We start from the raw sequence: 16,402 nt of genomic DNA on the forward strand, positions 1-16,402 counted from the left end.
TCTGTAGATAAAAAAACCAAAACCTATGAGAATATTAGTAACAGGCGCAACAGGTTACATTGGTAAGCGTATTATTCCGTTACTTTTAGATCAAGGTCATACGGTAGTTTGCGCTGTACGCGGAAAATTACGTACGGAAAAAGCATATTCAGATGAAGAAAATCTTCATGTTGTAGAAGCCGATTTTTTAAAACCAGACACTTTACAAAACATCCCTAAAGACATAGATGCTGCCTATTATTTAATACATTCTATGTCAAATTCTGTAGACAAGTTTCATAAGTTAGAAGAAGAATGTGCGTTAAACTTCAAAAATTATATCGAAACTACTAACGTCAAACAAGTTATCTACCTTAGCGGAATTACCAACGACACCAAACTCTCAAAACATTTATTATCCAGAAAAAACGTAGAAGACACTTTAAAATCTAATGACTACGCATTAACCGTTTTTAAAGCAGGAATTATTGTTGGTTCTGGTAGCGCTAGTTTCGAAATTATTAGAGATTTAGTCGAAAAACTTCCCATAATGATCGCACCAAAATGGTTAAATACCAAAACACAACCTATTGGTGTAAGAGATGTATTAGCCTTTTTAACAAAAGGACTTGGTAAACAAAAATTATACAACACATCTCATGATATTTTTGGTCCAGAAATTATGACTTACAAGCAAATGTTATTACAATTTGCAGACATTAGAAAATTAAAAAGATACATCATTACTGTCCCGGTAATGACGCCAAAACTATCAAGCTACTGGCTATATTTTGTAACATCAACTTCTTACAAATTAGCCTCTTCTTTAGTAAACAGTATGGGTATAGAAATTATAGGAGAAAAAAGTAACATCAATCAATTTCTAGAAATAAAACCAATGACGTACAGACAAGCGGTAGAATTCGCTTTTGTAAAAATTGAAGGAAATGAAATTGTCTCTAGTTGGAAAGACGCTTTTATAAGTAGCCGAAACAAAAAAAGAGTTTCTACAAAATACCTTAAAGTTCCAAAATTTGGATGTTTCAAAGACATCAAAGAACGACGCGTAAAAGATGAAAATCGAACGCTTGAAAAAATTTGGGCAATTGGTGGTGAAAATGGATGGTATTACGGTACATCACTGTGGAAAATTAGAGGTTATTTAGATAAACTAGTAGGTGGTATTGGTTTACGTCGTGGTCGCACCAATAAAACTGATATCAAAACTGGTGATGCCTTAGATTTTTGGCGTGTATTATTAGCCGATAAAGAACAAAAACGCCTTATCCTTTTTGCCGAAATGAAATTACCAGGCGAAGCTTGGTTAGAGTTTCAAGTCGCAAAAGGTAAAGTTTACCAACGCGCTACCTTTAGACCACGCGGTCTATGGGGAAGACTCTATTGGTATAGTGTTTTACCGTTTCATGGATTTATTTTTAACGGAATGATAAATAAACTAGCCAATGCCTAAAGGAATAGCTAAACAACACTTGCCAACAAAAATTTGTCCCGTTTGCCAACTACCATTTACATGGCGAAAAAAATGGGAGAAAAATTGGGATAACGTAAAATATTGTAGCGAAAAATGCAGAAGAAACAAGACACAAGCCTAGTTTGGTTTAGAAACGATTTAAGAATTCACGATAACGCGTCATTAGCAAATGCTATTGGTAGTAATAATCGTGTTATCGCTTTATATTGTTTTGATCCAAGACAATTTGAAGATGATCAATTTGGCTTTAAAAAAACGGAAAAATACAGAGCTAAATTTTTAATTGAAACCGTAACCGATTTAAAAAATAATCTAGCTCAACTTAATATTCCGTTATTTGTGCATACCATAAAACCGGAAAATTGTATTCCAGATTTGGTAGAAAACTATCAAGTCAACCATATTTTTTTACAAGAAGAATGGACGCAAGAAGAAGTTGATGTGTTTAGTAAGGTGAAAGAAAAGTTGCCTGAACACATTCAGATTTCAACAAATTACAATCAGTTTTTATATCATCCAGAAGATATTCCTTTCAATATAAAACAACTACCTAAAGTCTTCACCGAATTTAGAAAAGCTTGCGAAAAACAAAGCATAATACGACCAGAAACTTCTTCATCAACAAAAAAAGTAAATAAAGAAAGTATAGAAAATCCAACTTCTATTCCATCACTTTCTGCTTTAGGTTTTGAAAATTTTGAAGAGCATCCAAATTCAGCGTTTCCATTTAAAGGTGGAGAAACTAAAGCATTAAAACGTTTGGAAGACTACTTTTTCAACACTAAAAAATTAGGCGTTTATAAAAAGACTCGTAACGGATTGATTGGTAAAGATTTTAGTTCCAAATTTTCACCTTGGTTAGCCAATGGAAGCATTTCTGCAAAACATATTTATTACCAAGTCAAGCAGTTTGAGAAAGCACATTTTAAAAACGATTCTACCTATTGGCTAATTTTTGAGCTTATTTGGCGCGACTATTTTAAATATGTGTCACTAAAATTTGGCAATCAAATCTTTAATATCGGCGGAATTTTAAACAAAGATTACCAATGGTCTAAAAATCAGCAAAAAATTAACGACTGGATAAACGGTAAAACACCTGAACCTTTTGTTAATGCAAACATGATCGAACTTAAAAAAACAGGTTGGATGAGTAATCGTGGTAGACAAAATGTAGCGAGTTACTTCGCTAAGTCTATGGAACTAGATTGGCGCATTGGTGCAGCGTATTTTGAGAGTTTACTTCTCGATTACGATGTGCATAGCAATTACGGTAACTGGATGTATGTTGCTGGCGTTGGTAATGATCCAAGAGACCGAAAATTTAACGTCAAACTTCAAGCCGAACGCTACGATAGTAACGGAAAATACCAGCGTTTATGGTTGCAAGACACTTTATTTTAAAACACATTTATGTCAGTCTGAGCGCAGTCGAAGACTAAAAAAGAATTCATGAAAACACTTAGACTTATACTAGGCGATCAATTAAACAGCAAACACAGTTGGTATAAAACCAACGATAAAAATGTAGTGTATTGTCTATTTGAAATGCGCCAAGAAACCGATTATGTTACACATCATATTCAAAAAATAATTGGCTTTTTTGCTGCAATGCGTGCGTTTTCAAATCACTTAAAAGACAACAATTTTAACGTAGACTATTACAAACTAGACGATAAAAACAACACGCAAGATTTAGTAGAAAATTTAAAACAACTCATCAAAAAACACGACATTAAAAAGTTTGAATACCAATTACCAGACGAGTATCGTTTAGACCAACAATTGTCAGAGTTTTGCAAGTCTTTAGATATTGAATCTGAAGCGTTTTCAACAGAACATTTTTACACAGAACGCGAGGATTTTAAAGCTTTTTTTAAAGGAAAAAAGCAATATTTAATGGAGAATTTTTACCGCGATATGCGTAAAAAACACGATATTTTAATGGCTGGAAAACAACCTGAAGGCGGTAAATGGAACTACGACAAAAGTAATCGCAACAAATGGAAAGGAGAGCATAACATTCCGTCATACAAATATTTTAAAAATGACGTTTCAGATATTGTTGAGCTAATTAAAAACAGTGACATCAAAACCATTGGTAACTTTGATACTAAAACGTTTAGTTATCCAATTACCCGAGCGCAAGCGTTAGATCAACTTAAATATTTTTGTGAGGAATTGCTCATTCATTTTGGGGATTATCAAGATGCCATGCATACGGACGATGTGTATTTATTCCATTCGCGATTGTCTTTTGCGATGAATATCAAGCTTATTTCAGCTAAAAATATCGTGGATACCGTTTTAAATTATTGGCGTAAACATGGTGACAATATTGATATTTCTCAAGTTGAAGGTTTTATTCGTCAAATTATTGGTTGGCGAGAGTATATGCGCGGTATGTATTGGGCTTTAATGCCAGATTACAAAACCGAAAACCACTTAGAAAATACCAATAAACTACCTGAATTTTATTGGACAGGAAATACTAAAATGAACTGCCTAAAAAATGCCATAACCAACAGTCTTGACAATGGTTACGCGCATCACATACAGCGCTTGATGGTAACTGGTAATTTTGCGTTGCTCGCACAAATAAATCCAGACGATGTTGATGCATGGTATTTAGGTATTTATGTTGATGCTTTAGAATGGGTACAACTACCCAATACGCGTGGCATGAGCCAATTTGCAGATGGCGGAAAAATTGCTACAAAACCCTACGTTTCTAGCGGAAGCTACATTAATAAAATGAGTAATTATTGTGACGATTGCTATTATGATAAAAAGGAAAAATTAGGCGAAAAAGCGTGTCCGTTTAACAGCTTATACTGGAATTTTTTAGATGACAAACGCAGTATTTTAGGCAATAATCGTCGTATGGGAATGATGTACAGTTTACTTGATAAAATGGATAAAGACCAACTTGTAAACATCAAAAAACGTGCACAAAGTATAATTGAAAATTCTGACAATTTTTAATGAAAAACAACCTTAGCATCGTTTGGTTAAAACGCGACCTTCGTTTACAGGATAACGAAGCCATTACCAACGCCATAAACACCAAACAAAACGTACTTCTCCTCTACACTTTCGAGGATTTTTTACTTCAAGATAAACATTACAGCCAACGTCATTGGGATTTTGTAAAACAGTCTTTAACGGATTTAAATCAGCAACTAAAACCTTATAATACCAAAGTTTTAATCGTCAATAATTCTATTGAAAATATAGTTGAGCAACTTCAAAAACAATTCAATATTACACATGTGTTTTCTCATATGGAAACAGGTATACTTTCAACGTTTAAAAGAGATATCGCTTTCGCGGAATTTTGCCGAACTCAACATATCACTTGGATAGAAAATACTAATAATGGCGTACAACGCGGACTTAGAAACCGCAACACTTGGTTTGAAGATTGGGATCATTTTATGATGCAACCAGAGTTACAGTTTCAGCCAAAACAAAATCAGTTATTAAGTATTGCTTCAGTTGAAGCATTAGAACTTCAGTTTAAAACCATTTCAACAGAAACTATTCACAACAAAAATTTTCAGAAAGGCGGTACAACAACAGGGATAAAATACATGCAGTCTTTTTTCAATAATCGCTATAAAAACTACATGTTTCATATTTCGAAACCTTTAGAAGCTAGAACAGGTTGTAGCCGATTATCGCCTTACATAGCTTGGGGTAATTTATCCATAAAACAAGTTATTAATACTGCTTCAATAGAAAGAGAAAAAGGTAAAAACAGGCGTCATTTAAACGCATTTGTATCACGTTTACGCTGGCAAGCACACTTTATTCAGAAGTTTGAAATGGAACATTCAATGGAATTTAAAAGTGTAAATAAAGGCTTTCATCAACTTGAAAAACCTGTAAACGTTGAATTTCAAAATGCTTGGAAAGAAGGCAAAACAGGTTTTCCGTTAGTAGATGCTTGCATGCGCTGCTTAAATACTACGGGCTATTTAAATTTTAGAATGCGTGCTTTAGTGGTTTCGTTTTTCACACATAATCTTTGGCAACCTTGGCAAAATTTAAGCGAACATTTAGCGAGTTTGTTTTTAGATTTTGAACCTGGTATACATTATCCGCAAATACAAATGCAAGCTGGCGAAACGGGAATTAATATGTTACGCATTTACAATCCATTAAAAAATAGTCTAGAGCACGATCCTGAAGGTAAATTTATAAAACAATGGGTTCCTGAATTGGCAAATTTAGAAACTCCGTTTATACATAATCCCAGTGAAATAACCTATTTTGATCAACAACTAACAGGCTTCATTTTAGGCAAACACTATCCTTTTCCTATAGTAAATGAAAAAGAAACAAGAAAAAAAGCTAGTGATATATTATGGGGACTTAAAGATGATTTTATAGTAAAACAAGAAAGCTATCGCATTTTAAAACGACATACTTTAAACGACCGTACAAAAATGCTTAATAAGCGATAGATTTTAATTATTATGCATCAAAAAATAATATGTTAAATATTGTTTAACTTATTTTTTAAAAGGTTAAACATTTTGTAAATTTGATTAGAATCTTAAAGTTTAACTATTGCTTTTTAACACTTCTTATACCGATAAAGAAATTACTAAACAAATTAATAATTTGGTGGGTAAGCCTTTTTCCTTTATTAAAGCTATAAAATTAAAAGGTATCGGTTCTAAACGTATGATAATTGACGAGGTTAGTCCTAACCTACATACCATAGTTAATTTAGTAAACGATATAAATTACGGTAGTATTGAATTAAGACCAAAAGGAATTTTGATTCATATTGGTAAAGGATTACAACGCTTTGCTTGGGTTATTCCATATTATAAACTAGTTATTTATAAAACAAATGGCGCAAGTATACATGCAGATGGAAAATTTATTCATTTTAGAAAAAACAAAACCTTTAAAGAAAATAAGCAATTTTTTAAAAAGCTATTAGATCAAAAAATAAATTTTGATAGTCAATTTTCAACAATACCACATAATGAATAAGAATTTTACGATAAGAGAAATTGATAGAATTATTGAAATGGCTTGGGAAGATAGAACTACCTTTGATGCTATTGCCTTTCAGTTTGGATTAAAAGAACAAGAAGTCATAAACCTTATGCGTAGAGAGATGAAACCTAGTAGTTTTAGACTTTGGCGCAAACGTGTACAAGGAAGAGCTACTAAACATCAAAAACTTAGATCTTTTGAAAATGGAAGATTTAAATGCAGTAGACAAAAACAAATTACACACAATAAAATATCTAAACGTTAGATAAAACAACCAATCTGCTTTGTTTCAATTATTGAAAACAGCAATTAAAAAAGATGCTATGAATAAAGAAAAATTAGTAACTCCAACCAACGGACACAAATTAAATGGATTTTCTATTGAAGACATCGGTGATGATCATTTATTTACCAGTCTAGAAACACCAATGAAAAAAGATGCATTTAAAATTTCTGATGAAGAAAAAAAAGAACGTATCTCTATTCTTTTTGAAGAAATTATGGATGTGCTTGGTTTAGACCTAACCGACGATTCATTAAAAGGTACACCAAAACGTGTAGCAAAAATGTATGTTGAAGAAATCTTTTCTGGACTTAACCCTGCCAATAAGCCCAAAATAGCTTTGTTTGATAATAAATATCAGTACAACCAAATGCTAGTAGAAAAAGATATAACCTTTTATTCTAACTGCGAGCATCACTTTGTTCCAATTATAGGTAAAGCCCACGTAGCTTACATATCTTCAGGAAAAGTAATTGGTCTTTCTAAACTTAACAGAATTGTACAATATTATGCAAAAAGACCTCAAGTACAAGAACGTTTAACTAATCAAATTGGCGAAGATTTAAAACAAATTTTAAATACAGAAGACGTAGCTGTTATCATAGATGCTAAACATCTTTGTGTATCATCAAGAGGCGTAAAGGATGATACTTCTGCTACGGTTACAACTTTTTATAGTGGACAATTTACCAATCCACAAAAAATTTCAGAATTACAAAACTATTTAAAACAATAAGCTATGAGTACAATTGAAAAAGCATTAGAGTTTGAGCAAACTAGTTTAAGATCTTTATCTACTAGCGATCGTGTAAAATTATCAAGACAGGCAAAGTCTTTAATCTTAGAATTAAATCAAATTTATAAGAAAAAGAAAGACGAAAAAATCATGGACTTAATGAAACGCTTAACCGCTATAAAACGTAAAGTAGAAAAACGTTTACCAACTACAGTAACTATATAACTATGAACCATCTAGTTATTATTGGCGGAAGTAAAGGTATAGGAAAAGCTATTACTAAAAGTTTTTTAGACACACATAAAGTCACTAACATTAGCAGGAATAAGCCTGACTTTTCTCATGAAAATTTAACACACCATTCTTGTGATGTTTTAACTGATGATTTACCTGATATAGAAAACTTAGACCATCTAATTTATTGTCCCGGAAGTATCAATTTAAAACCTATCGGACGCTTAAAATTAGACGATTTTAGAGCCGATTTTGAAATTAACGTCATTGGAGCCGTAAAAGCGTTACAAAAATACACAGATACTTTAAAGAAAGGTAATAATCCTTCTGTTGTATTATTTAGCACTGTTGCGACAAAGTTAGGTATGCCTTTTCATACTAGCGTTGCAGCATCAAAAAGTGCTGTTGAAGGTTTAGTAAAATCTGTTGGTGCCGAATTGGCGCCAACTGTTAGAATAAACGCAGTTGCTCCGACTGTGACTAACACAGATTTAGCATCAAAACTTTTGCGTAACGAGAAGCAAGAAGAAAATATGCGAGAGCGTCATCCTCTAAAAAAATATTTACAACCAGAAGATGTCGCAAATATGGCTACATTTTTATGTTCTGATAAAGCATCTTCTATCTCTGGACAAGTGTTTGATTTAGATTGTGGTATTGTAAGCTTTAAAATTTAGAGTATATGAATGTTTTAAAAGCCTTTTTGTTAACATTATGTACTGTTTCAAGTAAATCAGATTTGCAAAAGCAAACTTCTATTTACGATATAAACATTAATAGCTTACAAGGACAACCAATAGACTTTAAAGCATTTAAAGGCAAACACATTTTGTTTGTAAATGTTGCATCTAAATGTGGATTTACTCCTCAATATGAAGACTTACAAAGTCTTCATGATACTTATGGTGATAAAATTATAATAATAGGCGTCCCTTGTAACCAATTTGGGAACCAAGAACCAGGAAATAAAGACCAAATTATGTCTTTTTGCCAAGCTAATTACGGAGTTTCGTTTTTAATGACAGAAAAAATTGAAGTAAAAGGTAAAAACAAACATCCTTTGTATGCTTGGTTAACCCAGAAAGAAAAAAATGGAATAAAGAATTCTAAAGTAAAATGGAATTTCCAAAAATATTTAGTGGGTCCAGACGGACAGTTAATAGATTATTTTCTTTCGGTAACATCACCAAAAAGTAATAAAATTTTAAAATATTTAAAGTAAAAAATGTTTGGACTTTTTAAATCAAAATCTGAAGTAGAAAAACTACAAGTAAAATACGAAAAACTAATGCAAAAGTGGCATAAACTTTCAACTACCAATAGATCTAAAAGTGATGAAGTGTATGCAGAAGCAGAAGCTATTATGAATAAAATTGAATCCTTAAAAAATGAATAATCTTAAAAGATTTTTATTCTTCCTTTTTATAAATCTTGGTAGTTTAGGCTTAGGTAGTTTATTGATGAATAACGGACCAACATCAGAATGGTATCTTAATTTAAATAAAGCACCATGGACGCCACCAGGCTGGCTATTTGGTGTAGCTTGGACGACTATTATGGTGTGTTTTTCTATCTATTTAACATACTTATTTTCTAAATTAAGCTCTAAAAACATTAAAATAGCCTTTAGTATTCAAGTCTTTTTAAACATTATTTGGAATTTCATTTTCTTCAACCAACATTTAATTTTATTAGGGTTAATTACGATAATACTACTAACTATTGTTGTGTTTTACATCTTTTTCAGCTTTAAAAACATAATGAAAACCAAAAGTTTACTCCTATTACCTTATATGATTTGGTTACTAATTGCTACATCTTTAAATGCTTACATTCTAATAAACAATTAAAGGATCTCACTTTCGTGGAAAAACTTAAGCTATGAAAATATACAGATTACATCAAAAACAAAATTTACCAATCACAAAACAAGAAGCTTGGGATTTTTTGTCAGACCCTAAAAACTTAAAAGTCATCACGCCAGATTATATGGGATTTCATATCCTTTCTGGAGCAGATAGACCAATGTTTGCAGGTCAAATTATTCAATATATTGTAACACCAGTTTTAGGGATCAAAACAAAATGGGTAACAGAAATTACTCATGTTATTGATGGCGAATATTTTGTAGACGAACAACGTTTTGGTCCATATTCACTGTGGCATCACAAGCATTTTATTAAAGAAATTGATGGCGGCGTAGAAATGGAAGACATTATAGATTACAAAATCCCAATGGGCATATTAGGACAATTAGTGCATCCTATTTTAGTTAAACCAAAGCTTAAAGAAATCTTTGATTATCGTACCAAAAAACTGGAAGAATTATTTGGTAAATTTTAATCAGACAGACAAAAACACTAACTTTAAATACTTACAACTATAGACACTTTAACTACTTTAAGTACTAACAAATGAAACAACCTTTAAATATATTCTGGTTTAGACGTGACCTAAGATTAGATGATAACGTAGGCTTTTACAATGCTCTAAAAGCAGATAAACCTGTGTTACCTATCTTTATTTTTGATAAAGAAATTTTAAACGAATTACCAGAAGATGACGCTAGAGTAACTTTCATTTTTGATACATTGCAAAGCATGAGAAAAACGCTTCAAGATGAACGTGACAGTAGTATTGCAATATATTACAGTACTCTAAAAGAAGTTTTTAAACAGTTAGTTGAAGATTACGAAATAGATACGGTTTACACCAATCACGATTACGAGCCTTACGCTAAGACACGTGATACAGAAATTGAAACCATCTTATCTGAAAATGACATCAATTTTAAAACCTTTAAAGACCAAGTTATCTTTGAAAAAGACGAAGTAGTTAAGCAAGATGGCGATCCATACGTTGTCTACACACCATACATGCGTACTTGGAAAGAAAACTTTAAAAACTACGACCTCAACATCTATTACACTAACGAGTATTTAGACAATTTGGTAAAAAACACAAGATTACCAAACGTAACGCTTTCTGACATGGGATTTAAAACGTCTTCACAAAAAATTGCAGATTATACAGTAACACCAACGTTAATCCAAGAATACGAAGACAAAAGAAATTTTCCTGCCAAAGACGCGACTTCAAAACTTGGTCCACATCTACGATTTGGCACCGTAAGTGTGCGTAAAATGGTTAAAAAAGCAATTGCAGAAAAAAACGAAATCTTTTGGCAAGAGTTAATTTGGCGAGAGTTTTTTATGCAAATTTTATGGCATTATCCAAAAACGCAAACCAATGCGTTTAAATCTAAATACGATAACATAAAATGGCGAAATAATAAAGAAGAGTTTGAAGCTTGGAAAACAGGAAATACAGGTTACCCATTAGTAGATGCTGGTATGCGAGAGCTAAACGCAACTGGTTTTATGCATAACCGTGTACGCATGTTAGTTGGTAGTTTTTTATGCAAGCATTTATTAATAGATTGGCGTTGGGGCGAAGCCTATTTTGCCAAAAAATTACACGATTACGAAATGGCAAGCAACGTTGGTAACTGGCAATGGGTTGCAGGATCTGGTGTAGATGCAGCGCCATACTTTAGAATTTTTAATCCAACCACACAAATTGATAAGTTTGATAAAGAACATAAGTATATAAAAAAATGGGTCCCAGAGTATCAAAAGTCAACATATCCTAAACCAATTGTAGATCATAAAGAAGCTAGAGAACGCTGCTTAAAGGTTTATAAAGAAGCTGTATCCTAGAAAAAACATTAAACAAAAAAGCATCTAAATTAAAATTAGATGCTTTTTATTTTTTTAGGAATTAATTAAAATTAATTTCCTTCTAAACGTTCTATTTTAGCTCCAATAGCTTTAAGACGTTCTACTATTTTTTGATAACCTCTATCAATTTGTTCGATATTATGAATTGTACTTGTTCCTTTTGCAGAAAGTGCAGCAATTAACAAACTAATTCCAGCTCTAATATCTGGAGACACCATGGTTGTTGCTTTTAATTGTGATTTAAAATCATGACCAATAACTGTAGCACGATGCGGATCGCAAAGGATAATTTTTGCACCCATATCTATTAATTTATCTACGAAGAATAAACGACTTTCAAACATCTTTTGGTGTACTAGTACTTCTCCTCTAGCCTGTGTAGCTACAACCAAAACAATACTTAATAAATCTGGAGTAAAACCTGGCCAAGGGGCATCTGCTATAGTTAGAATAGAACCATCTATATAGTTTTGTATTTCGTAACCATCTGTATGTGCAGGAATATGTATATCGTCTCCTTGTTTTTCAACAGTAATTCCTAGTTTTCTAAAAACATTTGGTATTTGTCCTAAATCATCCCAACTTACATTTTTTATAGTAAGCTCAGACTTTGTCATTGCTGCCAAACCAATCCAGCTACCAATTTCGATCATATCTGGTAACATGGTATGCTCTGTTCCGCCAAGACTTTCAACACCTTCAATAGTTAATAAGTTAGAACCAACGCCAGAGATTTTTGCGCCCATTCTATTAAGCATTTTACATAATTGCTGCAAATAAGGCTCGCAAGCTGCGTTGTATATTGTCGTAGTACCTTTTGCTAATACAGCAGCCATTACAATGTTTGCTGTACCTGTTACAGATGCTTCATCTAAAAGCATATCGGTTCCTACTAATTGATCTGCTTCTACGCCGTAAAAATAATCTTCACGGTTGTATCTAAATTTAGCTCCAAGATTTATAAATCCTTCAAAGTGAGTATCTAAACGACGACGACCAATTTTATCGCCACCTGGTTTTGGGATATATCCTTTACCAAATCGTGCTAATAATGGACCAACAATCATTATTGAGCCACGTAAACCGCGTCCTTCTTCTTTAAAAGCTGCAGACTCTAAATATTTTAAATCTACTTGATCTGCTTGAAAACTGTAAATACCTTCAGAAAGTTTTTCTACTTTAACGCCTAAGTTTCCTAATAAAGTAATTAGTTTATTGACGTCTATTATATCGGGTATGTTATTTATGGTGACTTTTTCTGGAGTTAATAATACTGCACATAAGATTTGTAATGCTTCGTTTTTTGCTCCTTGAGGTTGAATGCTTCCTTTTAATTGGTGTCCACCTTCAATTTTAAATGTTCCCATAAATAAGTTTAGTATCTTTTTCGGTTTCTGTTATTCTTTTTGTGTCCTTTTTTGTTGTTGGAATATTTCTTTCCGCTAGAAGCTTTCATTAGACTACTAGAGTCTGTTAAATCTTCTTCTGAATTTTTGATATTTAATTCGCCATTAGATAATTCAAATAAATGATCATAAATTACATCGTCTTCAACCGTATCTTTATTCCAGTTTAAGAAACATTTTTTCATATGGTTTGCAATAGTATACACTAATGCTTCTTTCATTTCGCCTTCTTCCCATGTTCTAGCAACGTCAATCATCGTTTTAATATTGTTTCCGTAAAAACGATATTTTGGAAAGTTTTGCGGATATTTTAATGGTACAGGACGTTCTGATAATTCTTCTTTAGAAGGTTTTTCAAATGGTGAATCTACATCCAACTCAAAATTAGACATAATAAATAGTTGATCCCAAAGTTTGTGCTGAAAATCTGGAACATCGCGTAAATGTGGTTGTAAATTACCCATTACTGCAATTATAGATTTGGCTACTTTATTACGTTCTTCTTTTGTTTCGCGTGATTTTGCATAGTTAATCATTTTTTGAATATGTCTACCATACTCTGGAATAATCAAGTGTTCACGCTCTGTGTTATACTCTAAATTGTCTATCAAAATTAAATAAGTGTAGTATTTATATATTTTGCATTTTGAAGTTTCTAAATGCAGTTGCAAAATACAAAAAAAAATTAAAGGCTTATTACGCCTTCAATTTTTTCTCCGACCTCTTTATACTTTTCTATAACATGGTCTGGATTTTTCATTTTTACGCTAACCGAAACGCTGGTATATTTACCATTGCTAGATTCTTTTGTATTAATTACTGCGCCCATATTATCAAAAATAACCTCTACGTGTTCAATTTTTGATTTTTCGGTTTGCACAATAAATTTATATAAATACTCTGTAGGCCACATTGCGGTATCTTGCAATTGGCTTTTTAACTTAGCGTAAAATTCGTCTTTATTTGGTATATTATCCATAGCGTTATTATAAGTCGCAAATATACCAATTTGTTTACATTTTTTTTTAAAGAATTTAATTCCGATTTTTACACTTTAATTTACAGACTTTGATTACAAAAAAAATAGTTATTACTGGCGGACCAGGAACAGGAAAATCTTCAATTATTAACGAGCTTACAAAACGTGGTTATACCTGCTACGAAGAAATCTCTAGACAAGTTATATTAAACGCAAGAAAAGATGGTATTGAACAGTTGTTTTTAACCAAACCTTTATTGTTTAGCGAGTTATTATTAAAAGGAAGAGAACAACAATATGTAGAAGCAGAAAACAGTAATAATGAGTTTGTATTCTTAGATCGAGGTATACCAGATGTTGTTGCATATATGGATTATGCTAACGAAAGTTATCCTGAAAATTTCATTACATCATGCCAAGAAAATACTTATGATTATGTATTTATTTTAGCACCTTGGCAAGAAATTTTTAGAAGTGATAACGAACGTTATGAAAACTTTGAACAAGCAAAACAAATACACGAAAGCCTTTTAGAAACCTACAAAAAATACGATTATCACTTGCAAGACGTACCTTTTGGAAGTATCGAAGAAAGAGCTAACCATATTTTAAACGTTGTAAAAGCCTTGTAATGCAACATCCAATAAATATATTAGAACGTTATTGGAAATTTACATCGTTTAGACCTTTACAAGAAGATATTATAAACGCTGTTTTAAATGGCGAAGACACTTTTGCGTTACTACCAACTGGTGGCGGAAAAAGTATTTGTTTTCAAGTTCCGGCTTTAGCTAAAGATGGTATTTGTATAGTTATTTCGCCTTTAGTGGCGTTAATGAAAGATCAAGTTAGAGCCTTACAAAATAAAGGTATTAAAGCAATTGCATTAACTAGCGGAATAAAACCTACTGAAATTGATACCCTTTTAGATAATTGTATCTACGGGAATTATAAGTTTTTATACATATCTCCAGAACGTTTACAACAAGAACTAGTACAAGATCGTATTAGACAAATGAATGTTAATTTAATTGCTGTAGACGAAGCACATTGTATAAGCCAATGGGGAAACGATTTTAGACCTGCCTATAAAAACATAACCTTATTAAGAGAATTACAACCAAGCGTTAACGTTATTGCGCTAACAGCTAGTGCAACACCTAATGTTATTGACGATATTGTAACCGAGCTTGATTTTTTAGATCCAAAAATCTTTAAGCAATCTTTTTACAGAAAAAATATTGCTTATATGGTTTTTGAAGAAGAAGATAAATTTTTTCGTTTAGAAGCTATTTTAAATAAAAATAAACAATCCTCTATTATTTACGTTAGAAACAGAAGACTGACCATTGAAATTTCTAACTTTTTAGAACAAAAAAATATCAGTAGTACTTTTTATCATGGCGGTTTAAATAATACAGAAAAAGACCAACATCTTAACCAATGGATAACTAATCAAAAGCAAGTTATGGTGGCGACTAATGCATTTGGAATGGGTATAGACAAACCAGATGTAAAAACAGTTATACATTTAAACTTACCAGATAGTATAGAAAACTACTTTCAAGAAGCAGGTCGTGCAGGAAGAGATAATACTAAAGCATACGCAGTTATCTTAAAAAACAAAAATGACGATGCTCTTTTACACAAACAATTTATAAGTGTATTACCTACAGTAGATTTTGTTAAAACTGTATATAGAAAATTAAGTAACTATTTTCAAGTGTCTTATGGTGAAGGCGCTTACCAAACTTTTGAATTTAATTTTAATCACTTTTGTAAAACCTATAGCTTTAACTCAACAAGCGCTTACAATACATTACAAATTTTAGATAGAAATAGCGTAATAACTTTAAGCAAACAATTTAATAACCGTACAGAAGTACAATTTATTATACCTAACAAAGCATTGTTTTCTTATTTAGAAACCAATAAACAACTTGCTACCATCGTCAAATCTATTTTAAGAACCTATGGTGGTATTTTTGAACATCAAACGAAAATAAATAACAATTTAGTTGCTAATAAAGCAAATGTAAGTGAACAGCAACTTTTTATGGCGTTAAAGCATTTAGAAAAAGATGAAGTTATTACACTTAACATTCATAAAACAGATGCTCAAATCACCTTTATAGAACCAAGAGAAGATGATAAAACAATTAACCGTATTGCTAAAACAATAAAACAACAAAACGACTTAAAGCAAAAGCAAGTTAAAGCTGTTTTAGATTATGTAAATAATAATGACGTTTGTAAAAGCATTCAGCTACTATCCTATTTTGGAGAAAAAGAATTAGAGGAATGTGGAATTTGCTCAGTCTGTATTAAAAAGAAAAATACTCCAGTTAAAACGACTTCAGCAGATGTCAATAAAGAAATTATAAAACAATTAGAATTTGGTCATTTAAGCTCTAAAGACTTATTTAAAGCATTACCTTTTTCTGAAGAACAAATAAACAATACTTTAAAACAAATGTTAGAGCGTAACATAATAGAAGTTACAGCAACAAACACTTATAAATTAAAACATTTATAAA

Annotated in this window: 20 protein-coding genes; 17 read left to right on the forward strand and 3 right to left on the reverse strand. The window is 31.8% G+C overall.

Annotated features, from left to right (window positions below; all coding sequences use genetic code 11):
* Window positions 1–25 precede the first annotated feature (25 nt).
* The 15 genes from INR78_RS00110 to INR78_RS00180 all read left to right on the forward strand — a co-directional run bounded on the left by INR78_RS00110 (window position 26) and on the right by INR78_RS00180 (window position 11,459).
* Window positions 26–1,450 carry an SDR family oxidoreductase gene (locus INR78_RS00110; RefSeq protein ID WP_223076973.1) on the forward strand — a complete coding sequence of 475 codons (1,425 nt, stop codon included), beginning with the start codon at window positions 26–28 and terminating at the stop codon, window positions 1,448–1,450.
* Window positions 1,451–1,454: 4 nt separating this feature from the next.
* A complete protein-coding gene (locus INR78_RS00115) occupies window positions 1,455–1,592 on the forward strand; it encodes a DUF2256 domain-containing protein (protein ID WP_208325378.1) in 138 nt (45 codons plus the stop codon).
* Window positions 1,565–2,875 carry a DASH family cryptochrome gene (locus tag INR78_RS00120; protein WP_223076974.1) on the forward strand — a complete coding sequence of 437 codons (1,311 nt, stop codon included), beginning with the start codon at window positions 1,565–1,567 and terminating at the stop codon, window positions 2,873–2,875. The genes INR78_RS00115 and INR78_RS00120 overlap by 28 nt, the downstream gene beginning before the upstream one ends.
* Window positions 2,876–2,923: 48 nt before the next feature.
* Window positions 2,924–4,456, forward strand: coding sequence for a cryptochrome/photolyase family protein (locus INR78_RS00125; RefSeq protein ID WP_223076975.1), 1,533 nt, complete (start codon window positions 2,924–2,926; stop codon window positions 4,454–4,456).
* The gene (locus INR78_RS00130) at window positions 4,456–5,940 is read left to right on the forward strand and encodes a cryptochrome/deoxyribodipyrimidine photo-lyase family protein (protein WP_223076976.1); all 1,485 of its coding nucleotides are present in this window, start codon (window positions 4,456–4,458) and stop codon (window positions 5,938–5,940) included. The genes INR78_RS00125 and INR78_RS00130 overlap by 1 nt, the downstream gene beginning before the upstream one ends.
* A gap of 106 nt (window positions 5,941–6,046) precedes the next feature.
* Window positions 6,047–6,481 (forward strand): hypothetical protein, encoded by a 435-nt coding sequence (locus INR78_RS00135; RefSeq protein ID WP_223076977.1) that lies wholly within the window; start codon window positions 6,047–6,049, stop codon window positions 6,479–6,481.
* Window positions 6,474–6,752, forward strand: a complete 279-nt coding sequence (locus tag INR78_RS00140) for a TIGR03643 family protein (RefSeq protein ID WP_106678269.1) — start codon at window positions 6,474–6,476, stop codon at window positions 6,750–6,752. The genes INR78_RS00135 and INR78_RS00140 overlap by 8 nt, the downstream gene beginning before the upstream one ends.
* A 58-nt stretch (window positions 6,753–6,810) precedes the next feature.
* Complete coding sequence (gene folE, locus INR78_RS00145; protein WP_106678320.1) at window positions 6,811–7,506, forward strand: GTP cyclohydrolase I FolE; 696 nt, start codon at window positions 6,811–6,813, stop codon at window positions 7,504–7,506.
* Window positions 7,507–7,509: 3 nt separating this feature from the next.
* Window positions 7,510–7,731, forward strand: coding sequence for a hypothetical protein (locus INR78_RS00150; protein WP_027878710.1), 222 nt, complete (start codon window positions 7,510–7,512; stop codon window positions 7,729–7,731).
* Between the two features lie 2 nt (window positions 7,732–7,733).
* Window positions 7,734–8,417, forward strand: a complete 684-nt coding sequence (locus tag INR78_RS00155; protein WP_223076978.1) for an SDR family NAD(P)-dependent oxidoreductase — start codon at window positions 7,734–7,736, stop codon at window positions 8,415–8,417.
* 5 nt (window positions 8,418–8,422) lie between these two features.
* Complete coding sequence (locus tag INR78_RS00160; RefSeq protein ID WP_223076979.1) at window positions 8,423–8,962, forward strand: glutathione peroxidase; 540 nt, start codon at window positions 8,423–8,425, stop codon at window positions 8,960–8,962.
* A gap of 3 nt (window positions 8,963–8,965) precedes the next feature.
* On the forward strand, window positions 8,966–9,136 hold the full coding sequence (locus INR78_RS00165) for a Lacal_2735 family protein (RefSeq protein ID WP_036226876.1): 171 nt from the start codon (window positions 8,966–8,968) through the stop codon (window positions 9,134–9,136).
* Entirely contained in the window at window positions 9,129–9,590 is a 462-nt protein-coding gene (locus INR78_RS00170; RefSeq protein WP_223076980.1) for a TspO/MBR family protein, read from the forward strand. The genes INR78_RS00165 and INR78_RS00170 overlap by 8 nt, the downstream gene beginning before the upstream one ends.
* Window positions 9,591–9,621: 31 nt before the next feature.
* The gene (locus tag INR78_RS00175; protein WP_027878706.1) at window positions 9,622–10,083 is read left to right on the forward strand and encodes an SRPBCC family protein; all 462 of its coding nucleotides are present in this window, start codon (window positions 9,622–9,624) and stop codon (window positions 10,081–10,083) included.
* A gap of 71 nt (window positions 10,084–10,154) precedes the next feature.
* Window positions 10,155–11,459, forward strand: a complete 1,305-nt coding sequence (locus INR78_RS00180) for a deoxyribodipyrimidine photo-lyase (RefSeq protein WP_223076981.1) — start codon at window positions 10,155–10,157, stop codon at window positions 11,457–11,459.
* 71 nt (window positions 11,460–11,530) lie between these two features.
* On the opposite strand, the gene murA is transcribed toward INR78_RS00180, so the two are convergent.
* The 3 genes from murA to INR78_RS00195 form a co-directional block, all read right to left on the reverse strand.
* Window positions 11,531–12,847 (reverse strand): UDP-N-acetylglucosamine 1-carboxyvinyltransferase, encoded by a 1,317-nt coding sequence (murA, locus tag INR78_RS00185; protein WP_223076982.1) that lies wholly within the window; start codon window positions 12,845–12,847, stop codon window positions 11,531–11,533.
* An 8-nt stretch (window positions 12,848–12,855) separates the two neighbouring features.
* Window positions 12,856–13,497, reverse strand: a complete 642-nt coding sequence (locus tag INR78_RS00190) for a DUF4290 domain-containing protein (protein WP_027878703.1) — start codon at window positions 13,495–13,497, stop codon at window positions 12,856–12,858.
* 74 nt (window positions 13,498–13,571) lie between these two features.
* Window positions 13,572–13,865, reverse strand: a complete 294-nt coding sequence (locus INR78_RS00195; protein WP_027878702.1) for a DUF493 family protein — start codon at window positions 13,863–13,865, stop codon at window positions 13,572–13,574.
* 89 nt (window positions 13,866–13,954) lie between these two features.
* On the opposite strand from INR78_RS00195, the gene INR78_RS00200 reads away from it, so the two are divergent.
* Window positions 13,955–14,497 carry an AAA family ATPase gene (locus tag INR78_RS00200; RefSeq protein WP_106678282.1) on the forward strand — a complete coding sequence of 181 codons (543 nt, stop codon included), beginning with the start codon at window positions 13,955–13,957 and terminating at the stop codon, window positions 14,495–14,497.
* Complete coding sequence (locus INR78_RS00205; RefSeq protein ID WP_223076983.1) at window positions 14,497–16,401, forward strand: ATP-dependent DNA helicase RecQ; 1,905 nt, start codon at window positions 14,497–14,499, stop codon at window positions 16,399–16,401. The genes INR78_RS00200 and INR78_RS00205 overlap by 1 nt, the downstream gene beginning before the upstream one ends.
* The last annotated feature ends 1 nt before the right edge of the window (window position 16,402 follow it).

The sequence above is a fragment of the Mesoflavibacter sp. SCSIO 43206 genome (genome assembly GCF_019904215.1).
Lineage (GTDB): Bacteria > Bacteroidota > Bacteroidia > Flavobacteriales > Flavobacteriaceae > Mesoflavibacter > Mesoflavibacter zeaxanthinifaciens.